General features: G+C 44.1%; 24 protein-coding genes and 1 pseudogene. 11 read left to right on the top strand and 14 right to left on the bottom strand.

Features of this window, described 5'->3' with window-relative positions:
• Nucleotides 1-40: 40 nt before the first annotated feature.
• The 3 genes from serB to QUE24_RS13365 all read right to left on the bottom strand — a co-directional run bounded on the left by serB (nt 41) and on the right by QUE24_RS13365 (nt 2450).
• Nucleotides 41-886 carry a phosphoserine phosphatase SerB gene (gene serB, locus QUE24_RS13375; RefSeq protein WP_286304300.1) on the bottom strand — a complete coding sequence of 282 codons (846 nt, stop codon included), beginning with the start codon at nt 884-886 and terminating at the stop codon, nt 41-43.
• Between the two features lie 73 nt (nt 887-959).
• The gene (gene ppa / locus QUE24_RS13370; RefSeq protein WP_286304299.1) at nt 960-1499 is read right to left on the bottom strand and encodes an inorganic diphosphatase; all 540 of its coding nucleotides are present in this window, start codon (nt 1497-1499) and stop codon (nt 960-962) included.
• A 165-nt stretch (nt 1500-1664) separates the two neighbouring features.
• On the bottom strand, nt 1665-2450 hold the full coding sequence (locus QUE24_RS13365; protein WP_286304298.1) for a sulfite exporter TauE/SafE family protein: 786 nt from the start codon (nt 2448-2450) through the stop codon (nt 1665-1667).
• Between the two features lie 122 nt (nt 2451-2572).
• Between QUE24_RS13365 and QUE24_RS13360 the strand changes: the two genes are divergently transcribed.
• Both QUE24_RS13360 and QUE24_RS13355 read left to right on the top strand, forming a co-directional pair.
• On the top strand, nt 2573-4582 hold the full coding sequence (locus tag QUE24_RS13360) for a sodium-translocating pyrophosphatase (RefSeq protein WP_286304297.1): 2010 nt from the start codon (nt 2573-2575) through the stop codon (nt 4580-4582).
• Between the two features lie 66 nt (nt 4583-4648).
• On the top strand, nt 4649-5980 hold the full coding sequence (locus QUE24_RS13355; protein ID WP_286304296.1) for an MATE family efflux transporter: 1332 nt from the start codon (nt 4649-4651) through the stop codon (nt 5978-5980).
• On the opposite strand, the gene QUE24_RS13350 is transcribed toward QUE24_RS13355, so the two are convergent.
• Both QUE24_RS13350 and QUE24_RS13345 read right to left on the bottom strand, forming a co-directional pair.
• Complete coding sequence (locus QUE24_RS13350) at nt 5973-6608, bottom strand: RluA family pseudouridine synthase (protein ID WP_286304295.1); 636 nt, start codon at nt 6606-6608, stop codon at nt 5973-5975. The two genes, QUE24_RS13355 and QUE24_RS13350, sit on opposite strands and share 8 nt — an antisense overlap.
• 14 nt (nt 6609-6622) lie before the next feature.
• Complete coding sequence (locus QUE24_RS13345; protein WP_286304294.1) at nt 6623-6811, bottom strand: hypothetical protein; 189 nt, start codon at nt 6809-6811, stop codon at nt 6623-6625.
• 57 nt (nt 6812-6868) lie between these two features.
• Between QUE24_RS13345 and QUE24_RS13340 the strand changes: the two genes are divergently transcribed.
• The 7 genes from QUE24_RS13340 to QUE24_RS13310 all read left to right on the top strand — a co-directional run bounded on the left by QUE24_RS13340 (nt 6869) and on the right by QUE24_RS13310 (nt 12412).
• Entirely contained in the window at nt 6869-7324 is a 456-nt protein-coding gene (locus QUE24_RS13340) for a DUF4124 domain-containing protein (protein WP_286304293.1), read from the top strand.
• 11 nt (nt 7325-7335) lie between these two features.
• Nucleotides 7336-7671, top strand: a complete 336-nt coding sequence (locus tag QUE24_RS13335; RefSeq protein WP_286304292.1) for a phenylpyruvate tautomerase MIF-related protein — start codon at nt 7336-7338, stop codon at nt 7669-7671.
• A gap of 62 nt (nt 7672-7733) precedes the next feature.
• Entirely contained in the window at nt 7734-9443 is a 1710-nt protein-coding gene (locus tag QUE24_RS13330) for a proline--tRNA ligase (protein ID WP_286304291.1), read from the top strand.
• Between the two features lie 10 nt (nt 9444-9453).
• Nucleotides 9454-10977 carry a fumarate hydratase gene (locus tag QUE24_RS13325; protein WP_286304290.1) on the top strand — a complete coding sequence of 508 codons (1524 nt, stop codon included), beginning with the start codon at nt 9454-9456 and terminating at the stop codon, nt 10975-10977.
• A gap of 25 nt (nt 10978-11002) precedes the next feature.
• Nucleotides 11003-11467, top strand: coding sequence for a CopD family protein (locus tag QUE24_RS13320; RefSeq protein ID WP_286304289.1), 465 nt, complete (start codon nt 11003-11005; stop codon nt 11465-11467).
• Between the two features lie 14 nt (nt 11468-11481).
• A complete protein-coding gene (locus tag QUE24_RS13315; RefSeq protein ID WP_286304288.1) occupies nt 11482-12144 on the top strand; it encodes a lytic transglycosylase domain-containing protein in 663 nt (220 codons plus the stop codon).
• Entirely contained in the window at nt 12134-12412 is a 279-nt protein-coding gene (locus QUE24_RS13310) for a hypothetical protein (protein WP_286304287.1), read from the top strand. The genes QUE24_RS13315 and QUE24_RS13310 overlap by 11 nt, the downstream gene beginning before the upstream one ends.
• Here QUE24_RS13310 and QUE24_RS13305 read toward each other — a convergent pair.
• A pseudogene (locus QUE24_RS13305) lies at nt 12404-12792 on the bottom strand (retropepsin-like aspartic protease family protein). The gene QUE24_RS13310 and the pseudogene QUE24_RS13305 overlap by 9 nt on opposite strands.
• Before the next feature lie 241 nt (nt 12793-13033).
• Between QUE24_RS13305 and QUE24_RS13300 the strand changes: the two are divergent.
• Both QUE24_RS13300 and QUE24_RS13295 read left to right on the top strand, forming a co-directional pair.
• Nucleotides 13034-13819 carry an NAD(P)H-binding protein gene (locus QUE24_RS13300; RefSeq protein WP_286306122.1) on the top strand — a complete coding sequence of 262 codons (786 nt, stop codon included), beginning with the start codon at nt 13034-13036 and terminating at the stop codon, nt 13817-13819.
• On the top strand, nt 13812-14270 hold the full coding sequence (locus QUE24_RS13295) for a YchJ family protein (RefSeq protein ID WP_286304286.1): 459 nt from the start codon (nt 13812-13814) through the stop codon (nt 14268-14270). Before QUE24_RS13300 ends, QUE24_RS13295 begins: the two co-directional genes overlap by 8 nt.
• Here the strand turns inward: QUE24_RS13295 and olsF are convergent.
• The 8 genes from olsF to pcnB form a co-directional block, all read right to left on the bottom strand.
• Entirely contained in the window at nt 14267-15985 is a 1719-nt protein-coding gene (gene olsF, locus QUE24_RS13290; protein ID WP_286304285.1) for a bifunctional ornithine lipid synthase OlsF, read from the bottom strand. The two genes, QUE24_RS13295 and olsF, sit on opposite strands and share 4 nt — an antisense overlap.
• 87 nt (nt 15986-16072) lie before the next feature.
• Nucleotides 16073-16585 carry a YqhA family protein gene (locus tag QUE24_RS13285; RefSeq protein WP_286304284.1) on the bottom strand — a complete coding sequence of 171 codons (513 nt, stop codon included), beginning with the start codon at nt 16583-16585 and terminating at the stop codon, nt 16073-16075.
• A 21-nt stretch (nt 16586-16606) separates the two neighbouring features.
• Nucleotides 16607-16987 carry an aspartate 1-decarboxylase gene (gene panD / locus QUE24_RS13280; protein ID WP_091714420.1) on the bottom strand — a complete coding sequence of 127 codons (381 nt, stop codon included), beginning with the start codon at nt 16985-16987 and terminating at the stop codon, nt 16607-16609.
• Nucleotides 16988-17038: 51 nt separating this feature from the next.
• Nucleotides 17039-17893: a pantoate--beta-alanine ligase gene (panC, locus tag QUE24_RS13275; protein WP_286304283.1), complete on the bottom strand. Its 855-nt coding sequence runs from the start codon at nt 17891-17893 to the stop codon at nt 17039-17041.
• Nucleotides 17893-18687, bottom strand: a complete 795-nt coding sequence (gene panB / locus QUE24_RS13270) for a 3-methyl-2-oxobutanoate hydroxymethyltransferase (RefSeq protein WP_286304282.1) — start codon at nt 18685-18687, stop codon at nt 17893-17895. The genes panC and panB overlap by 1 nt, the downstream gene beginning before the upstream one ends.
• Before the next feature lie 2 nt (nt 18688-18689).
• The gene (locus tag QUE24_RS13265; RefSeq protein ID WP_286304281.1) at nt 18690-19349 is read right to left on the bottom strand and encodes a deoxynucleoside kinase; all 660 of its coding nucleotides are present in this window, start codon (nt 19347-19349) and stop codon (nt 18690-18692) included.
• Nucleotides 19349-19834 (bottom strand): 2-amino-4-hydroxy-6-hydroxymethyldihydropteridine diphosphokinase, encoded by a 486-nt coding sequence (gene folK / locus QUE24_RS13260; RefSeq protein WP_286304280.1) that lies wholly within the window; start codon nt 19832-19834, stop codon nt 19349-19351. The genes QUE24_RS13265 and folK overlap by 1 nt, the downstream gene beginning before the upstream one ends.
• Nucleotides 19834-21198, bottom strand: a complete 1365-nt coding sequence (pcnB, locus tag QUE24_RS13255; protein WP_286304279.1) for a polynucleotide adenylyltransferase PcnB — start codon at nt 21196-21198, stop codon at nt 19834-19836. Before pcnB ends, folK begins: the two co-directional genes overlap by 1 nt.
• Nucleotides 21199-21214: the final 16 nt, after the last annotated feature.

Below are 21214 nucleotides of genomic sequence, written 5' to 3'. Positions count from 1 at the left end.
CTGTTGAGATGGGGATGCTTTTTATAATTTCAAGCTTAGGCTAGTTATATTCAAGCTGCAATAAGCCGAGAATAGCATCCAACCCATTATGATTTATCGCCGTCGCCGCTTGTTGCTGCACTTTGGGCTTGGCATGATAAGCCACACTTAAACCGGCCGGAGCCATCATCAATAAATCGTTAGCGCCATCCCCTACCGCTATTGTTTGCTGTGCGGAAATAGTCATTTTTTCACAACATGAAAGTAGGAAATCTGCTTTTGTTTGTGCGCCACAGATATCACCATCCACCTCTCCAGTCAGTTTGCCATCCTTCTCAGCCAGTTTATTGGCCTGAGTAAAATCAAGGCCTAACCGCTGCTGCAATCGATCAGTAAAGAAAGTAAAACCACCTGATACTAACGCTAAACTATAGCCTTGTTTTTTTAGTGTAGAGACCATTAGCTCAGCACCGGGACTGAGCTGCAAACGTTCTTCATAGACACGTTCGAGTACAGCTACATCAAGGCCTTTCAATAACGACACTCGCTGACGAAGTGAAGTTTCAAAGTCTATTTCGCCCCGCATGGCTGATTCGGTAATCGCTGCGACTTGTGGTTTTAAGTTCATAAAATCAGCAATTTCATCAATGCACTCAATGGTAATCAGCGTGGAGTCCATATCTGTAACGAGCAATTTAGCCGTTGTAGGATCAAATGCCTCTGGCAATGCATTAATATCGAAGTCGTATTGCTGACGAAGATGCGTAACGGTTTCAGAGTTAATATCTGTTGCCTGAATGATCGTCGCATAATGCTTGTACCAATTAAGCTGACCTGAATATTGATGAGCGATCTGTTCAGCCAGTTCGCGAGTGAGAGTGATGCCTTGAAGTACCAGTGTTGTCATGATGTTTCCGCACTAGATAAAAAAACGGCGAGCTGATTAATCAGCTCGCCGAATCATTGTAAATCAGTCAGATTTAAAATTGTGGTTTAACAGGAGCTGATTTGAAACGCTCGACGCTGGCTACAATTTCAGTTTCCGCTTCAGCTTTACCTACCCAACCTTCAACTTTGACCCATTTGTTTTTTTCGAGATCTTTGTAATGTTCAAAGAAGTGCGAAAGTTGGTTCAACAAACGTTCTGGTAAATCATTAATATCGTTAACATCATCGTACATTTTATCGTGTGGTACGGCGATGATTTTGGCATCTTCGCCAGACTCATCTGTCATTTTTAACATGCCCACTGGACGACAGCTCACGACTGAACCACTGATTAGAGCATATGGACTGACCACCAGCACATCAACAGGGTCACCGTCATCAGATAAAGTGTGTGGAACATAACCATAATTGCATGGGTAGAACATCGCTGTGTTCATGAAGCGATCAACAAAAAGCGCTCCAGTTTCTTTATCCACTTCATATTTGACAGGGTCAGAATGTGAAGGGATTTCAATAATGACATTGATGTCTGTCGGCAAATTTTTGCCTGAACCAACACGGTCGAGATTCATAGGGTTATGCTCCAGATAGCAGATAAACAAAGTCGCTGATTATAGAAGAAAAGGTCTTCAGGTTAAACTCCCACCGATAAATAGGTAGTCTCCTTTGATGACATCACCAGCTTGGCGCTGCCTTATGCGCGAAATCAAGATGCAATAGACGACTAAAGCCTTGGCCTAACGAAAGAGAAAGACCATACCTAACCCAAGCAGAAACACTGAGAATAAACGACTTAGCATCTGACTGGGTAGTGTCTTGGCTAATTTTGCGCCAATAGGAGCAACCCAGATGCTGGTAGCAATGATGCCCAAAAAAGCTTGCCAATGAACGAATCCACTTTGCCATTGCCCGTCCAGTTGTGTACCAATGAGCATATAAGCCACTGCACCACTTAGCGCAATGGGTAAACCACAGGCAGCAGCCGTACCAACTGCGCGTTGCATGGAAAGTCCACTCATCACCAAATAAGGAACAACCAGCGAACCGCCGCCAATTCCTACCATGGCTGAGACAATCCCCGTAACTAAACCCGCAGAAAAAATACTCGGTGCGGCTAAAAACTGAGAGGAGACAGATTTAGGTGGTGGCAACCACATTTTTATAGCCACCAACAGTGCGAACACACCAAACCAAACCTTTAAAGTATCGCTAGACATGGAGCTAGCGATATAGGCCCCAGCAAAACTCCCCAAAACCAGACTTGGTGCTAGCTTCTTCACCAAATGCCATTGAGTGGTTTCGAATTTATGATGTGCCAGCATGGACGAAAGAGAGGTAACACTAATCGTCATCAATGAAGTGGCAATAGCCACATGAATCGCTATATCGGATGACATACCTTGCCAACCAAACACCAGCATCATAATAGGCACAATAATCAGCCCACCACCAATGCCAAATAACCCGGCCAATAAGCCAGACACCAATCCTGCAATCAGATAAGCAGTCCACTCCAACATCATGTCACTCTGTATTTCGATTCAAAGGTAAGTCTCTGACTTTACTTGGATATATCAGGCGAGTATAAGTGGAAGAAACCATAAGAAACGTTCCACCTACAATTCATAAAAAGAGAGGGAATTCTATGGCATCGCTCAGTTATGTTCCAATCATTCTTGGTGTTTTCGGTTTATTTTGCGCGTTTCTCCTTTATATATCGATCCTCAAAAAACCAGCAGGCACAGGCAAGGTCATTGATATAGGCGATCAAATTCATCTCGGTGCGATGGTGTTTATGAAAGCGGAGTATTCGCGCTTAGCCATTTTCTGCTTGTTGTGCATCTTGGCGCTGGGATTTTCGAATTTAGGTTGGCCAAGTGCCCTATCTTTCTTTATTGGTGCTATCTGCTCTGCTTGTGCTGGCTTCATTGGCATGTATGCCTCAACCAAAGCCAATGTCAGAACAGCGGTTGCCGCACAGAATCAAGGAACAGCAGAAGCGTTGTCCGTCGCCTTTTCCGGTGGTTCGATTATGGGACTTACCGTCGCCGCCATGGGGTTATTAGGGTTAGGCTTTCTTTACCTACTCTACGGCCATGATCCTCAAACCACACATATTATTCACGGCTTCGGCATGGGTGCTTCGTCGGTCGCCTTATTTTCAAGAGTGGGTGGTGGAATCTACACCAAATCAGCCGATGTTGGGGCGGATTTAGTGGGAAAGGTCGAAGCCGGTATACCTGAAGATGATCCACGTAACCCAGGTGTTATCGCCGACAACGTGGGAGACAATGTCGGTGATGTTGCGGGTATGGGGTCTGATATTTTTGAATCATACTGCGGCGCCATCATTGCCAGTATCACCATTGCCTCAACAATGGGACTAGTTACTATCAAGTCACTCGCTGACAGTCAGTCAACATTGATGTTTCTGCCCCTGGCCCTCGCCTCTACAGGCCTTATTTGCTCCATCTTAGGCATTCTCAGTGTCAAACTGTTTTCACAACAAGCTCCGAGTGTGGCATTAAGAATCGGCACTATTGGCGCATCAGTGCTTTTTATATTCACTGCCTGGTTGATGATTAGCCTGATGGGTGGCGCCGGTGAATTATGGGTTGCGGTATTATCAGGTGCCTTAGGCGGTATTATTATTGGCCTGGTTACCGAATACTACACCGGCGGTTCACCCATAAAAAAACTGGCAGCAAGCGGTGAAACAGGGCCTGCCACTATAATGATTTCAGGACTCGCTTTAGGCATGCAATCTGTTGCCATACCGGTTGTCACCATCGCGGCCATTATCTTTTCTGCCAGTTATGTTGCAGGACTTTATGGTGTCGCTATCGCAGCAGTGGGCATGCTGGCAACAGTCGGTATTACCATGGCTATTGATGCCTATGGTCCTGTTGCCGATAATGCCGGCGGTATCGCTGAAATGGCAGAAATGGGTAAACAAACCCGTGATATCACTGACTCACTTGATGAATTAGGTAATACCACCGCCGCTATTGGTAAGGGCTTTGCCATTGGGGCCGCAGCTCTGGCGGCATTAGCCATTATCAGTGCCTATATCGAAACCATCAGTCATGGTGATACCAGCTTTGTATTACTACTCAACAATCCGTTGGTGCTGATGGGCATGTTCCTGGGGGGAATATTTCCTTTTCTTGTCAGTGCCCTCACTATGACAGCAGTCGGTGATGCGGCATTTGATATGATTCACGAAATTCGTCGTCAGTTTAAGGAAATTCCTGGCTTATTAGAGGGAACGGCTAAACCAGACACGGCACGTTGTGTGGATATTGCCACTAAAGCGGCTTTGAATAAAATGGTATTGCCTGGTTTATTAGCGGTGTTAGCTCCTGTTGTTGTTGGTTTTGGTTTAGGCCCTCAAGCATTGGGAGGCATGTTAGCCGGCGCACTGATCTGTTGCGTTATGATGGCTTTGATGATGGCGAACGCCGGAGGTGCATGGGATAATGCTAAAAAGTATATAGAGAAAGGTCACCATGGCGGCAAAGGTTCTGATATACATAAAGCCGCTGTAGTCGGTGATACGGTAGGTGATCCACTGAAAGATACCTCGGGTCCAGCCATGAACATTTTAATCAATGTGATGGCAATAGTGAGTTTGGTTATTGCTCCGCTTCTCTGAGCTCAGATACAAAAAAACGCTACAAAGGCCACCTTGATGTGGCCTTTTTATTTTCTGGATACACGATTGAAAAAGACACTCTCACATCAACAAATTTGGGCCATTGCCGGCCCCATGATTCTGGCAAATTTATCAACACCAATTCTGGGATTGGTCGATACCGCCGTCATGGGGCACCTGAATTCGCCCATCTACCTGGGTGCTGTAGCGCTGGGTAGCATGATATTCACGTTCCTGTTCTGGGGTTTTGGTTTTCTGCGGATGGTGACAACCGGCCTGACATCACAAGTCAGTGAGCATGGAAATCAACAGCAAACTGAGTCAGTGTTAATCCAATCGGCAATTTTGGCATCAGGCATTGCTGTGGTATTGCTTTTGCTGCAATGGCCCATTGCGAAGATGGCTTTCAGCTTAATAGATGGCAGTGCTGATGTGTTATCGCAGGCAGAACAGTATTTTTATGTTCGAATCTGGAGCGCGCCCGCCACATTACTCAACTACGCGATTATGGGGTGGTTAATTGGCAATAGTGCGGCGCGTTCAGCGTTAGCTATGGCCATTGTGATTAATCTCACCAATATTGCGTTTGACCTGTTATTTGTTAATGGCTTCGAAATGAAAGCCAGCGGTGTGGCTTTAGCCTCTGTGATTGCTGAGTTATCCGGCTTGATATTTGCCATTTATCTATTGAGTAAACGAGGCTTTCAATGGCGGAAAGTGCATCTCCCACAGGCCATTCAACAGTTTGTAAAACAACGGCATCAATTAGCCATTCACGGCAATTTTATGCTGAGAACCTTATGCCTGATCTTCAGTTTTGCTTTTTTCACTAACCAGGGTGCTCAGCATGGTGATGTGGTTCTGGCTGCGAACATGGTGCTACTGAATTTTATTACTTTTATGGCTTATGTTTTAGATGGATTTGCCAATGCCACGGAAGTGATGACGGGTAAAGCTATCGGGCGCAAAGATAAAGCCATGCTGAAAGCCAGCCTTATTATGAATGGACAATGGGCTTTAGCCGTCGCTGCTTTATTCAGTCTTGTTTATAGCGTATTCCACCAAAACATCATAAGTATGTTGACGGATATACCGGCTGTGGCCACTTTTGCTGAGCAATATAGTATCTGGATAGTTATTGCACCATTACTTGCTGTTTGGTCCTATTTGTTTGATGGTTTGTTTGTAGGAGCAACGCTTGGCAAAGAAATGAGAAACGCTATGATGTTCTCCGTCTTTATTTGTTACCTGCCGGCCTGGTATCTATTGCAAGACTATGAAAATCATGGCTTGTGGGCAGCGTTAATGGCACTGTTCATTGCCAGAGCGATTTCACAAGCAGCCTACTTACCCGGCATATTTCAACGCATTGTTGTAAAAAAAGATGACGCTAACTAGCTAACAAATTAAATTCTCTATGCTGTTGTGTAAACGGACAGGTGAAAGCTAAATAGTAGGCACTTAACTGCAAGTTTTCATTGGTTTTACGCTGACCATAAAGTCTGTCACCTATCACAGGAAATCCGAGACTGGCAGCATGCCGGCGGATCTGATGTTTCCGCCCTGTTTCAATCGATACGTCTAACAGCGTCTGCTGCTGTATTGAGTCATATTCCAGAAATACAAAATGACTACAAGCATGTCGTCCATCAATCGGTTCGTCAACGCTGATCGGGTCGTCTACGGTTGCTTTCTCTGAAAACTCGCCCTCAACCCAGATTCGATAGCGCTTATCGATATCGCGTTGTTGGAACAAGGCTGATAATTTTGCTGCTGCCTGTTTTTCGTGGGCAATCACAATCAAGCCATTAGCTGCACGATCAAGTCTATGCACGACAAAAGCATTTCTTTGAGGTTTAAGCTGTCGTTCTGCCCAACGGGTTACCGTGCAATGATCGCCCCATTTTGAGCCCTGAGATAATACGCCGTAAGGTTTGTTCCACACACTATAATGACCGTAATCCGCTACCAGTTCTGGCTCGGCCGTTTCGCGCTCTAACACTGTTTTGTCATAATAAAGGTGCAAGGTTTCACCAGCTTTTAATAAGCGCTTGGCTCGGCGCAGTCGCTGTGTTTTTTTCCGACACTCACCCAAACTGCACCTTTGAGCATGATGCGTTTTAGATGTTGCTTAGAAAGCTCACAGGCATCGGCAAGCAAATCAACGGCATTAGCACCTGATTTTTCAATAGGTAAATGAATTTCAAAACGGTCTGTGTGATAAGACATTTTATGATGGCTAGCTTTGGCGTAGAATTAACGTAGTTTAGTGCTTTGGTGTATGTAATGTTAAGAGATAATCTCAAATTCAGTCTGATTATACTGTCTGTGACGTTTACCGGCACCGCCAGCGCCGATATCTACAAATGGGTCGATGACCAGGGACAAGTGCATTACAGCCAACAAGCGCCCGAGTCAGCTCCCGCAGAATTAATCAAAACACCGCCACCACCACCTGTTGATCCCGCTAAAGCCCAAAGAGAAATCGATGCCTTGATTGCTCAGCAACAAGCCGCTGAACAAGAAAGGCAACAAGCACAACAACAGGCAGAGCAACAAGCGGCACAAGAAGCTAAGCTTGAAAAACAATGTCAGGATGCCAAAGACGCCCTTACCGCCTATCAAAACCATCCAGGTGGGCGCTTTTATGATGAAAATGGCAATTTACAGCGTATTAAAGAAGAAGAGCGCCAGCAGAAAATACAAGAACTGAGCAACAATATAAAACAACATTGTCAATAAGGAGAAGCGTTATGCCATACCTTAATATCAACACGAATCAACAAGTTAACGATAAGTCATCATTCATTAAACAAGCTAGTGAAACCCTTGCAAAAGCGTCGGGTAAGCCTGAAAGCTATGTGATGATTGTGCTGAATGACAACGCCGATATGTCATTTGCTGGCAGCGATGCACCTGCGGCTATGCTTGATTATCGAGCACTTGGGCTACCCGGTGATCGCCAAGCCTTCTCAGATACTTTATGCACATTCATTAGCGATAATCTAAACGTTGACGGTGGTCGTATCTATATCAGCATGACTGATTCAGAACGACAAAACTGGGGATGGAATCACAGCACCTTCTAACTTTTTAGAACACTCACAGCCTTAGGGCTAAACCATTATTATTACAGGAAAAATAAAAACACATGCGCGCCTCAAACCTGCTTATTTCCACATTAAAAGAAACACCAGCAGATGCAGAAATTGTCAGCCATCAGTTAATGCTCCGTGCCGGACTAATTCGTCGTCTGGCATCAGGCTTATACACATGGTTGCCAATGGGATTGAAAATACTCAGAAAAACTGAAGCCATTGTCCGTGAAGAAATGGATAAAGCTGGCGCGCAGGAAGTGTTAATGCCTTCAGTTCAACCTGCAGAACTCTGGCAAGAAAGCCAACGCTGGGAAAAATATGGGCCCGAATTATTACGCATTACCGATCGTCATCAGCGTGAGTTCTGCTATGGACCAACTCACGAAGAAGTGATCACCGATCTGGTACGCCAGGAAATTCGCAGTTATAAACAGTTACCGGTCAATTTTTATCAAATCCAGACTAAATTCCGTGACGAAATTCGTCCACGTTTTGGTTTAATGCGTGCCCGTGAGTTTTTGATGAAAGATGCCTATTCCTTCCACTTGGATCAGGCTTCTTTGCAAGAAACCTATGACAATATGTATGCGACATATTCTCGTATTTTCAGTCGCATCGGCTTGGAATTCCGTGCTGTTCAGGCAGATACCGGCAGTATTGGTGGTAATGCCTCACATGAGTTTCATGTATTAGCCAGTTCCGGTGAAGATGCTATCGCCTTTAGTGATAAAAGCGATTATGCCGCTAATGTTGAATTAGCTGCAGCTTTAAAACCACAGGGTGAACGTGCAGCGGCAGCTGAAACCATGACCGTGGTTGAAACACCTGCTCAGCATACTATTGATGATGTTAGTCAGTACCTTGATAAACCCGCTTCACAATGTCTGAAAACACTATTAGTTGAAGGTGCTGAAGAAGGTTCGGTTGTGGCTCTGGTTGTTCGTGGCGATCATGAACTCAATGAGATTAAAGCTGAAAAACACCCTCTAGTAGCCGCACCACTCACCTTTGTTACCCCTGAAAAAGTACTTGAAATCAGTCATGCCAATATTGGTTCGGTTGGGCCTGTTGGTTTAACCATCCCTGTTATCGTTGATCATGCAGCTGCGTTTGTCAGTGACTTCGTCTGTGGCGCCAATCAGGATGACAAACATTTAACTGGCGTGAACTGGGGGCGTGATTTAGCTGAACCTGAAACAGCAGACTTGCGTAAAGTGGTGGCAGGTGACCCAAGTCCAGATGGCGAAGGTACATTAGAAATCGCACGCGGTATTGAAGTGGGTCATATATTCCAGCTTGGTGAAAACTACAGCAGTAAATTAAACGCGGTTGTGTTGACAGAATCCGGCAAATCACAAGTTATCACCATGGGTTGTTATGGCATTGGTGTATCACGGGTTGTCGCTGCTGCAATTGAACAAAATCATGATGATCGCGGCATCATCTGGCCAGAATCTATTGCGCCTTACCAATTAGTTTTAGTGCCTGTTAACGCACATAAATCAGTTCGAGTTAAAGAAAAAGCTGAAGAAGTCTATCAGCAGCTGCTTGATGCTGGTGTCGACGTATTACTTGATGATCGTGGTCTGCGTCCTGGCGTTGCTTTTGCTGATATGGAATTGATTGGTATTCCGCATCGCCTAATTTTAGGTGAACGCGGATTGGATAATGGCATGATTGAATACAAAAACCGTCGTAGCGGTGATGGCGAAGAGTTTGCGATTGAGGATGTGGTCAGCATCATCAAACAAAAATTGAGCTGAGGTTGAATACATGACAGTCATTAAAGAGACTGACTTTATCGACAGTATTGCAGACGCACTGCAATTTATTGCCTGTTATCATCCAAAAGATTTTATTCAGGCAATGACGGCCGCTTACGAGCGCGAACAATCCGTTGCGGCAAAAGATGCTATCGCACAGATTCTGGTGAACTCCAGAATGTGTGCCGAAAACAATCGCCCTATTTGTCAGGACACAGGCATCGTCAATGTCTTTGTCAAAGTGGGCATGGATGTGAATTGGGAAACCACTAAAAGTCTTGACGATATGGTGAATGAAGGTGTGCGTCGTGCCTATCTTCATCCTGATAATGTGTTACGGGCCTCGATTGTGGCTGATCCCATCGGTCAACGAAAAAATACTGGCGACAATACCCCGGCTGTTATTCACACTGAACTGGTCATGGGAAATCAAGTCGACGTTCTTATTGCAGCAAAAGGTGGCGGCTCAGAGAATAAAGCCAAATTCACCATTCTGAATCCAAGCGACAATCTGGTTGATTGGGTATTAAAAACTGTACCCACCATGGGCGCAGGCTGGTGTCCGCCAGGTATGTTAGGTATTGGTATTGGTGGCACAGCAGAAAAAGCGATGCTGATGGCAAAAGAGTCGTTAATGCATCCCATCGATATCCAAGAATTAATGGATCGCGGTGCAGAAACGGCGGCTGAAAAGCTACGTATCGAATTGTATGAAAAGGTTAATCAACTGGGGATTGGTGCGCAAGGACTGGGTGGGTTAACCACGGTACTGGATGTCAAAATCAGTGATTATCCAACGCATGCTGCCTCATTACCTGTCGCCATGATTCCAAATTGTGCCGCCAGCCGTCATATCCACTTCACTCTAGATGGGTCTGGTCCCGCTGAGTTTGAACCACCCTCCATGGATGACTGGCCAGATATTACCTGGGAAGCCGCAGAAAATACTCGTCATGTTGATTTGGACAATATATCAGCAGATGACATCGCTGAATGGCAGCCTGGTGAAACGCTCTTGTTGTCAGGCCATTTGTTAACAGGACGTGATGCGGCGCACAAAAAAATTGCCGATTTACTGAATAATGGTCAGTCGTTACCTGACGGGCTTGATTTCAATAATCGCTTTATCTATTACGTGGGTCCTGTCGATCCGGTTAAAGGTGAGATTGTCGGTCCTGCAGGTCCAACAACAGCAACTCGAATGGACAAATTCACAGATATGATGCTGGAACAGACCGGTTTGTTAGGCATGATTGGTAAAGCGGAACGTGGTGATGAAACAGTCGCATCAATAAAACAACATCATTCGGTTTATCTGATTGCCATTGGTGGCGCAGCGTATTTAGTGTCAAAAGCGATTAAGTCATCACGGATGGTGGCATTTGAAGAACTGGGCATGGAAGCCATTCGTGAATTTTACGTAGAAAATATGCCGGTTACTGTGGCAGTAGATAGTGAAGGTCATTCGGTACACAAAACAGGTCCGAGTGAATGGAAAATTAACATTGCCGATATACCCATAAACACGAATTAACAAAACATATAAAGAGAGCCTACATATGATTATTGCCTTACCTTTACACCTGTTAGCTGCCGTGATTTGGGTGGGAGGTATGTTTTTTGCCTACACCGCCCTTCGTCCTGCAGCAGTTGAATTACTCACTCAGGAACAGCGTCTGCCTCTGTGGGCAGGTGTCTTAAAAACATTTTTCAATTGGGTCTGGTTGGCTATAGCAACCCTATTGCTTACTGGCGTGTGGATGATTTCTCTACTAGGTGGCATGGGCGGCGTTGATGGAGTCGGCATTCATGTTCATATCATGTTATTGATTGGCATCTTTATGATGCTCATTTTTATGCATGTATTTTTTAATCCATTCAAAAAGCTGAAATGGGCAGTAGTAGAGCATGACTGGATTGCAGGTGCTACAGCCTTAACGCAAATACGTAAACTGGTTCTGCTCAACCTGATCTTAGGTCTTATCACTATTCTGATCGCCAGTTCTGGACGTTATTGGTTTTAGACATGAATACGCTGATGAAATGGTCCTTGCTCAGTCTGATGGTGTTTTTAAGTCAGCAGACTGTGGCAGACACCATTCAGCGTATCCAAAACCCGGATGGTTCCATTGAGTTCAGTAATGTTAGGCAAGCCACATCACAGACTGTCATATACAAATCACAAACAGGTGAAGGATTTGTTTTTTCAGATCAAAAACCTGCACATGGTCATTTCGAAATTTTAAAATACAGCTGTTATGCCTGTAATCCCTCATCAAAAATAAACTGGCATACCATTAAACTGGATTTTTCATCCTATGCTGACGAAGTAAAACGCTATGCCAAGAAATATAACGTGGATGCCGCCTTGGTCAGAGCCGTTATTCATGCGGAATCAGCGTTCAATAAAAAAGCGATTTCCAGAACTGGCGCTCAGGGCCTGATGCAATTAATGCCAGGTACAGCAAAAGACTTAGGTGTGGATAAGCCTTTTAATGTCGACCAAAACATAGAAGGCGGTGTTAAATATCTGGCGGAGCTGCTATCTTTATTCAAAGGCAATACTCGCCTCGCCACAGCTGCTTATAACGCAGGACCCAATGCCGTGAAAAAATATAATGATGTTCCCCCATACTCAGAGACTAAAGTTTATGTAGAACGTGTGAGCATTTTGCATCAACGTTATCAACATGAAAGTTAGAAAAACAAAAAAATGGCTGGCTGAAAATGACCATTTAATCCACGCCACCATGCAAAAAGTGGCTTCACATGTTCAGCGTGAAGAAGGTGAGTGGGTATTGAATACCATTACATTAGAAGGTCAGGATGTCCCCTTTAAATACAAACGCCGACGCCGATATAAATCATTGAATGGCGCGCGGGTAGATATCGTCTATTACCCGGATAAAGAAGTGATTGCCCGCATGACTTTCGAATATATGAAAGTAGTTAAGATTGCCTTATCCTGACACTGGTACACGTAGCGTCATCACACCATTACGCTGAGTAATATCGAGATGCTTCATAAAACTCATCCCCAATAAAACCACACCATCACTCATATGCGGATTAATACTCGCATCGACATGCTCTAAGGTAATGCCACCAAGACGAACCGTGTCGACATCGGTCTGAAATACTGGCACCACACCATTAGCTGTCGAGACCATCGATGTAGCGCCTTTTTTAATCCCGCCGCTTCTGCGATAGCAGCAGGAATACTGACATTAGTAGCACCTGTATCCAGTAAGAAATTAACAGGGTGACCGTTGATATAGCCAGGGGCCAGATAATGGCCATCACGGTTACGTTTTAATGTGACTTCTCCGGTGCCTGAATTTGCGGACATCAAAGCCTGATTCGGATTGTCACGCTGCTGAATATAGCCATTAAAGAATAAGGTAAGTGACCCCATTAAGAACAGCCAGAACAATATGGTGACAATATTGCCGGAAAATAATTTTGATATATCAGGTGCACTCATACCTGCTCTTCCCCTTATATTTGTCGCCATAGTATAAACAACCATGACAATAAGACTAATGCTTGATATGGTGTCGCCATCTGAATAATTCAATTAGAGGTGTGTCATTAATACCATCAGTATTCTTGGTAGTGGTTGGTTAGGCTTACGCTTAGCAAGACAGTTACAGAGAGCTAATACCGAGATTAAACTCTCGACACGTGACTCAGAAAAACAGTCTTTATTGGTTGAACAAGGCTTTGATGCCTACCAAATCGATATTGAAACACCAGCTGACTTTAGTCAGTTTCTGGACGCTGACACATTAATTATCAATATCACCAATAAAAATAAAATGGCATATGAGCAGCTGATCAAACAGATTGAACAAAGCCCGATTAAACAGGTGTTATTTATCAGCTCCAGTTCTGTTTACCAAAATACCAATGACTGGGTTAGAGAAGAACGTCAATATGAAAACGAAGAGAGTATTCTGTGGCAAATAGAATCCCTGTTTAGGCAGTCTTCGGAGTTCTCCACTAGCATTATTCGCTTCAGTGGCTTGATAGGCCCACAACGTCATCCAGGCCGTTTTTTCAGAAATGGCAAGCAAGTAAAACAGGCGGATGCCCCGGTAAATTTAATTCACCTTGATGATTGCATCGGCATCATTGAACAGCTATTGGAGCAACACGTCTGGGGAGAGGTACTTAATGGCTGTGCAGAAACACATCCAAGCAAAAAACAATTTTACCGCCATGCAGCTGAGCTAATGAATCAGCCTGTACCAGACTTTAATCAGGATAATGCAGCTTCCTATAAAATCGTCAGCAACGATAAAGTGAAAACATTACTGTCCTATCAGTTTCAGTATCCAGATTTAATGTCTATTCCCGCTAGTGCTTATGAATAATCACTTATGTCCCTGTCTCAGCCAGCTTACTTACAGCGAATGTTGCGAGCCGCTTCATAAAAAACAACATCGTGCAGAAAATGCTGAGCAACTGATGCGCTCGCGTTACAGTGCATTTTATTTGGGTGAGATAGACTATTTAATCGCGACACTGCATCCATCGAAACGTCGATTAGATGAACGAAAGTTATTGCAAAATACGGTTAACACAACAAAATGGTTGGGATTACTTATTTTGGATCACCAACAAAAAAATGAACTGGCCGAAGTGGAGTTTGTTGCGTTTTATGAGGACAACCCGATAGGTCAACTCCACGAACGCTCACGTTTTACCTGCGAAAGTGGTGAATGGTTCTATCATGATGGCATTATTCTGCCAGCCGTCAAACTGGGCAGAAACGATCCCTGTTTCTGCGGCAGTGGCAAAAAACTAAAACGTTGTCACGGTTAATCATCACCCAGATAACGTTTTCTCTTAGCCGGTTTTAATTTATCCAAATCGACCATCACCAGACCGTCAATACAATGACCAAAATCAGCGTCGATATTGAAGTCGATGAACCGAACACCACCCTCTTCACAGACATCGGCATATTGTTTATATAAGGTAGGCACAGTCACATTCATATGCGTTAACTGCTCACGCATGGCAGTAAAATCAGCCTCGGCATCGGTGCCACAATAGGTTTGCAACACTTGTTGTTGCAGACTTCGCTCAGCAATATATGGATTTTTCGCTATTGCTAAGTGTTTATCATCTGGAAAATAGTGTTGATAATAACCAACGATTAACGCCTTAGCGAAATCAGGATAACTGTTTGATAAACTAACAGGCCCAAATAGATAGCGGATATCATGGTATCGTTTCAGATAAGCGCCTATGCCATACCATAAATAATCCAGACTGCGTCGGCCCCAATATTTCGGGCTGACAAAGCTTCTGCCTAGCTCAATACCCTTTTCAAAATAGGGTTGCATCGCATCCGGATCGTAAGAAAATAACTCCTGACTATAAATTCCACGACTGCCAGGTTGTGACAGTATGTTATTCACTTCACCGATCCGATAAGCGCCAGCAATTTCTAATTCGTTTTCATCCCATAAGATCAGATGACGATAATCACGATCATAACGATCGATATCGCGCCTTTTCCCTGTCCCCTCTCCGACCTGCCTAAACGTAAACTCACGTAAACGGCCGACTTCATGCATCACAGCTGAATCAGGTTGATAGTCAAATAAATAGATCTTTTTATTATCTGCTGTCTGGCCTAATAACTCCGCCGATTGCAACTCACGTTTAATATTACGACGGTCCTGTGGGTGAGCTATAGTTTGCTCTGTAACAAATAACGGTTTTTTACCTTTTGCCATCCGATAGAGGTGGCGGCGTAATAGTTTAGCCTTTTCTGCTTTCACCAATGGCAGTTGGTCAACTTGTTTATAAGGAATAGGTTCGCCAACACGCATGGTGATGTTCTTTGAGTTTTTATTAAACATCTCATGCGCCAACATCATGCCAGAAAGTGGTTTATAGACCATGGATGCACTGTAGAACAAGGAAGAGTTTCTGGCACCGACATAGATAGGCAGAATAGGTGAGTTGGTTTTCTTAGCAAAATTCAGAAAACCGGTATTCCATTTACCATCACGTACACCACTAGGACGAATGCGCGATACTTCACCCGCCGGGAAAACAATCACTGCTTCTTCATTATTCAGAGAATCAATAATGCGAGAAATACTACTTTTGCGTGTGGATTTCGATAAATTATCGACAGGTAAGAACAAAGAGTCGACCGCGTTAAAATTCATTAACATATCGTTTGCGACGATTTTGACATCACGGCGGACTTCACCAACCAATTTTAATAATGACAAACCATCCAGCGCACCCAGTGGATGATTAGCAACAATGACCACCCGCCCTGTTGCCGGAATATTATTGCGATCACGGTGGCTAATGCTGTAACTGAAATTGAAATAATCCAGCACCTGCTCAATAAAATCGAAGCCTTTTAAATCCTGATGCAACTCGAGGAATCGATTCACTTCCTGCTCGTGTGTAATTTTACGCAGAAAGCTAATCGTCGATTTTTTTATCCAAGGACGGGAGCGTTCGAATTTAGGAAATTTTTGTTGAACGGCTTGTTCGATATTGAGCATGTTTTCTCTCTATGCTTGCAGACAGCTTGCAAGCATAGAGAGAAGATATGACAGCCTTATAACGTTTTAATGACGTTTTTGTGACGATTAGTGGTCGTCAGCGTGGGAGAAGTATAAAGCCAGTGCGATAAGGCCAATACCACCAGCAAGCGCCAGCAAATCAAGCGGACCGTGAAAGTCCATGCTAATGGCATGTTCAAAAAAGTTAACAATCAGAATCATCAAAACAACACGGCCTAAACGTGCTTTTAGATCATCCAAACTGTGAATAGCTAATACTTTCGAGTTCTCACTCTCTTCTGCTTCTTCGATTTTACTGATAAACAGCTCATACAAGCCAAGAGAGAAGATAAACAGTACGGTCGCCAGCAAATAGCCATCAATCACCTCAACGACGTGTGCCACGGTTTCAGCACGAAAATCCTTTCTGGCATCACCAATCAAATCAGGTGACATGTATTCGCCAAGATGAGAAAGTAAATAATAGACATCAACCGTTGCCATATAAAACATGGCTAATGCGGTAATCAGACTAGCGATAACAGCTACCAGTACAACAAAACGACTATTCCAGAGCGCTTTTTCAAACAATCTTTCCATTGATTTAGTACTCGTTTCTTTTTATGCAGCTTGAACAGGAATAGCGTGACGCATGTGTGTGATATCGTTTTTTTCGTCGAGATACACCAGTGTTGGCTTAAAGTTTTCGACTTCTTTGGCATCAAGTGTTGCGAATGCACAAATAATTAAACGATCGCCTGGGGAAGCTTTATGGGCAGCTGCACCATTGACTGAAATGATATTTGAACCATCTTCTGCGCGAATAGCGTAGGTAGTAAAACGTTCGCCGTTGGCGACATTGTAAATCTGGATTTGCTCATATTCATGAATACCAGCGGCTTCCAGTAACTTACCGTCAATTGCACACGAGCCTTCATACTCCAACTCGGAATGAGTCACACAAGCACGATGTAATTTTGCTTTTAAAAAGGTCAGTTGCATAGCCAGAATGTTCTTATGAAATAGCCCAATATTATCGCTTTTTAACAAAAATCAGGCAAGGTCACAGGCAATATTATCTATTAATCTTACGCTTCCCAGCCTTGCAGCCACAAAAATACGAATGTGTTTGTCATTGGCATTAGCCAGTTCCAGATCATTTGCGCGACGAATATCGACATACTCAGGTTCCAGTCCCGCTTTTTGTAACTCTTCTTTCGCCGTCGCACAAAGTTGATGGAAGTCAGTAAGGCCATCTTCTTCAATAGCTTGCTTCATTGACAGCAGTGTTTTATAGATCAACGGCGCTTGAACTAATTGTTTTTGGTTCAATAAGCTGTTTCTGGAACTCATGGCCAGTCCACTCTCATGCCTTTTTGTTGGCACGCCAATCACATCTACCGACAAATTTAAGTCCGCCACCAGTTTCTTGATTAACATTAATTGCTGGTAATCTTTCTCACCAAAAATGGCAATATCAGGCTGCACCATATTGAATAGTTTTGTTACAACGGTAGCGACGCCATCAAAGTGGCCAGGGCGACCTTTGCCGCAGAGCTTATCATCGACACCAGGAACAATGACTTTGGTTAACGATGCCATACCATTCGGATAAATCATTTCCTCAGTCGGCGTAAAAATCAGCTCACAATCGAGTTCACTCAATAACTGGATATCTTCATTCAATGTTCGGGGATAATCAGAAAGATCCTGTTTATCATTGAACTGCAGCGGATTCACAAAAATGCTGACGACAACGCGATCCGCCAGCTCACGCGCTTTTTGTACTAAAGAGAGATGACCTTCATGCAGGTTGCCCATTGTCGGTACAAATGCAATCACTTCATTCTGTTGACGCCAACTTTTGATGCGGGTTCGTAATGCTCCCAAGTTTTCTGCTATCGCCATTAGAACTGCTGCTCCGCATTAGGAAATGCACCTGATTTCACCGATTGTACATAGCTTGTCAGAGCGGCTTGTATTGAGCCAGTATCCGCTAAAAAGTCGTGACTGAAGCGTGGTCTTCGGCCAGGCGTTAAGCCCAACATGTCATAGACTACCAACACCTGCCCATCACAGTCGCTACCAGCACCAATACCTATCACAGGAATATCCAACTGTTTGGATACAACGGCCCCTAAGGTTGCCGGTACGCATTCCAATACCAGCATATCTGCACCAGCTTCTTGCAGACTGATGGCATCGGCAATCAATTCTTCTGCGGCCTGTGTTTCACGACCCTGCACGATGTAACCACCTAACCGATGAACTGACTGAGGTAATAACCCTAAATGTCCACATACGGGTATGCCACGTGCAGTTAGCTGTTTAACTGTATCGGTGATGACGGCGCCACCTTCCAGTTTGACCATTTGAGCGCCGCCTTCAGCCATCAGGCGAGCAGCGTTTTTGATAGCTTGTTCAGCGTTGGCATAACTCATAAACGGCATATCAGCGATGACAAATAACTTATCACTACCGCGGATCACATTAGCCGTGTGATAAATCATATCGTCAACACTCACAGGAACTGTACTCTCTTGTCCCTGGATAACCATTCCCAAAGAATCACCTACTAGTAGAACATCCACACCGGCTTGCTCAAGTGCGTAACTAAAGCTGGCATCATATGCAGTGAGTACAGCAATTTTTTCTTGCGCCGTTTTCATTTGACGCAGATGTTTAAGACTAATACGGCTCATGATTATTTCTTCTCTGAGACGGGCAATGGATTGTAATAATGACGACCACTTTGAATACTGCAGATTTGTTCAAGTAATTGCAGATAGTCTTGATCACCATTCACTAGATCAATTTGTTCTGCATTCACAATCAATAACGGCGACGCATCGTAATAGTGGAAAAAATCCGCGTAGGTATCAGCTAACCGTTTCAGATAACCCTCTTCCACGTGCTGCTCATAGCTAATGCCACGTTGAGCAATACGCGATTTCAACACTGGCAATGATGCTTGCAGATAGATGACTAAATCAGGGGTTCTATGGTGTAACGTTAAATTATCATAAACCATATTATAGAGCGCTAACTCATCGTCATCTAAGGAAATTTGAGCAAATAACTTATCTTTCTCTACCATGAAATCAGCGATGTGCAAGTCGTTGAATAAGTCATCTTGATTGAGTGTTTTACCCAACTTAACGCGTTGCATTAAAAAACTGAGCTGTGTTGGAAGAGCGGATTGTTTGGGATAAAGGTAAAATTTTTCCAGAAAAGGATTTTGTTCTGGCTGTTCGAGTAAAACAGAGCCGGAAAAACTCTCAGCCAGACGTTTTACCAGATGCGTTTTACCTACGCCGATAGGTCCTTCAACCACAATATAACGATGTGATAGTGAGTGATTCATTATTTATGCGTTTCCACTTTTCTCAAGCCATCTAAAGGACAGTTTTGCTTGATTACTGATAGCTGACCTTGTCCAGGAATAGTTAAGTCAGCAACAATTTCGGCTAATGGATAGACAACAAAAGCCCGTTCGCTTAGGCCTGGATGAGGCACCTTGAGTCTGTCATCATCAATAACATAATCGGAATACACCAAGATATCGAGATCCAACGTGCGTTCGCCCCAATGGCGTTTCTTCACCCGGCCATGTTTATGTTCAAGTTGTTGCAGGTTATCAAGCAATACATGTGGCGGCAATGCTGTATCCACCTCGACAACCGCATTCACATAATCCGGCTGATCCTGAGGCCCCATTGGCGGGCTATGATAAAGCGATGATTGATGTAAAAGACGTGTATCTTCGAGATTTTTTATATCTTCTATCGCTGTCAAAATTTGTGTCTGCGGGTCGTCTAAATTACTTCCCAATCCAATAAAAACCTGCATCAATTTTGTTCCGACTTTTTCGCTGCGGGTCGTCTACGGCGTCTACGGCGAGGCTTTTTGACGCTGCCCTCTTTGCCCAGAGCATCGACCATGGACTGTTGCTGTTTCACTGTTTCTGTCTGAAATTTTGTCCACCAATCTACCGTTTCACTCAACGGTTCACCAGCTTGAGCTCTTAATGCTAAAAAGTCATATCCAGCACGAAACTTGGGATGCAATAATGTTTTGAATGCTCTTTTTCCCTGACGCTTCAATAGGCGGGGCTGCAAAGTCCAAATATCTCGGGTGACCAGACTATAACGCTTGGGAACAGCAACACGTTGGATCTGTTCTCCAATAATTTCAGATGATGCACGTTGCATCGCTGGAATTTCTGGCATGCCATTAGTCATCAATAAAACCGTACGCTGCCGCACTGGCTCCCATAATATTGCTGCAAACAAAAACGCTGGTGTCACTGGCTTACCGGCTGCGATACGAATATCCGTATTTTCTAATGCCTTCATCAGCATCGTTCTTGGATAACCGTCTTGTTCTTCATGCAACAACGCAGCAGTTTGTGGGTAGAGATGCTCAAACAGACCGTAATGACAGAGTAATTCATGTGTCATGGCAGCCTGGCCACTCAGATACAGTTTTAGTGTTTCATCAAACAGCCTTGCCGGCGGTATATCTCGAATCAAATGTGCCCAATCAAAAATGCCTTGCTCTGTCTCTTTATCCAGCTTTAAGCCAAGCTTAGCTAAAAAGCGACAGGCTCTTAACATGCGAACAGGATCTTCACGATAACGTGTTTCAACATCACCAATTAAACGGATAAGGCCCGCATTGAGATCGGCCATTCCGCCAGTGTAATCGATGATAGAAAAATCTTTGATATTGTAATAGAGCGCATTGATCGTAAAATCACGTCGCCAGGCATCTTGTTCTAAAGTGCCAAACACATTGTCCTGCATAATGCGGCCCTGAGTATCAACATGTTGTTTAGCCTCAGGTGGCGCACGGAAAGTAGCGACTTCTATAACGTCACGTCCAAACCGAACATGAACCAGCTTAAATCGTCGTCCGATCAACTGGCTGCGTTTGAATAGCGCATGCACTTGTTCTGGCGAGGCATTGGTGGCTACATCAAAGTCTTTTGGTTCATAACCTAGCAAAAGATCGCGTACACACCCACCGACGAGATAAGCATCATAGCCGCCCTCTTTCAAGGTATACAGCACTTTGAGTGCATGTTGACTAATCTGTTTACGCGATATGGTGTGTTCACTGCGAGGGATAATTAACGGTTCGCGTCCTTGTTGCGGATGTTGGCCGTTTTTGCCTCTCACCAATTTGTTGAAAATTTTATTTAACGACAGCATAAGTTTTGAATAATAC

The sequence above is a fragment of the Methylophaga marina genome (assembly GCF_030296755.1).
GTDB lineage: Bacteria > Pseudomonadota > Gammaproteobacteria > Nitrosococcales > Methylophagaceae > Methylophaga > Methylophaga marina.
Note: the sequence above shows the minus strand (reverse complement) of the source record. Positions and strands in the feature narration are given on the sequence as shown.

Coding starts and splice junctions, on each gene's coding strand:
- olsF (WP_286304285.1), bottom strand. CDS start 15,985: ATGCTCAATATCGAACAAGCCGTTCAACAAAAATTTCCTAAATTCGAA.
- QUE24_RS13315 (WP_286304288.1), top strand. CDS start 11,482: ATGAAATGGTCCTTGCTCAGTCTGATGGTGTTTTTAAGTCAGCAGACT.
- pcnB (WP_286304279.1), bottom strand. CDS start 21,198: ATGCTGTCGTTAAATAAAATTTTCAACAAATTGGTGAGAGGCAAAAAC.
- QUE24_RS13325 (WP_286304290.1), top strand. CDS start 9,454: ATGACAGTCATTAAAGAGACTGACTTTATCGACAGTATTGCAGACGCA.
- QUE24_RS13285 (WP_286304284.1), bottom strand. CDS start 16,585: ATGGAAAGATTGTTTGAAAAAGCGCTCTGGAATAGTCGTTTTGTTGTA.
- QUE24_RS13310 (WP_286304287.1), top strand. CDS start 12,134: ATGAAAGTTAGAAAAACAAAAAAATGGCTGGCTGAAAATGACCATTTA.
- QUE24_RS13330 (WP_286304291.1), top strand. CDS start 7,734: ATGCGCGCCTCAAACCTGCTTATTTCCACATTAAAAGAAACACCAGCA.
- folK (WP_286304280.1), bottom strand. CDS start 19,834: ATGCAGGTTTTTATTGGATTGGGAAGTAATTTAGACGACCCGCAGACA.
- panC (WP_286304283.1), bottom strand. CDS start 17,893: ATGGCGATAGCAGAAAACTTGGGAGCATTACGAACCCGCATCAAAAGT.
- QUE24_RS13360 (WP_286304297.1), top strand. CDS start 2,573: ATGGCATCGCTCAGTTATGTTCCAATCATTCTTGGTGTTTTCGGTTTA.
- panB (WP_286304282.1), bottom strand. CDS start 18,687: ATGAGCCGTATTAGTCTTAAACATCTGCGTCAAATGAAAACGGCGCAA.
- QUE24_RS13335 (WP_286304292.1), top strand. CDS start 7,336: ATGCCATACCTTAATATCAACACGAATCAACAAGTTAACGATAAGTCA.
- QUE24_RS13265 (WP_286304281.1), bottom strand. CDS start 19,349: ATGAATCACTCACTATCACATCGTTATATTGTGGTTGAAGGACCTATC.
- panD (WP_091714420.1), bottom strand. CDS start 16,987: ATGCAACTGACCTTTTTAAAAGCAAAATTACATCGTGCTTGTGTGACT.
- QUE24_RS13345 (WP_286304294.1), bottom strand. CDS start 6,811: ATGTCTTATCACACAGACCGTTTTGAAATTCATTTACCTATTGAAAAA.
- serB (WP_286304300.1), bottom strand. CDS start 886: ATGACAACACTGGTACTTCAAGGCATCACTCTCACTCGCGAACTGGCT.
- QUE24_RS13365 (WP_286304298.1), bottom strand. CDS start 2,450: ATGATGTTGGAGTGGACTGCTTATCTGATTGCAGGATTGGTGTCTGGC.
- ppa (WP_286304299.1), bottom strand. CDS start 1,499: ATGAATCTCGACCGTGTTGGTTCAGGCAAAAATTTGCCGACAGACATC.
- QUE24_RS13320 (WP_286304289.1), top strand. CDS start 11,003: ATGATTATTGCCTTACCTTTACACCTGTTAGCTGCCGTGATTTGGGTG.
- QUE24_RS13340 (WP_286304293.1), top strand. CDS start 6,869: ATGTTAAGAGATAATCTCAAATTCAGTCTGATTATACTGTCTGTGACG.
- QUE24_RS13295 (WP_286304286.1), top strand. CDS start 13,812: ATGAATAATCACTTATGTCCCTGTCTCAGCCAGCTTACTTACAGCGAA.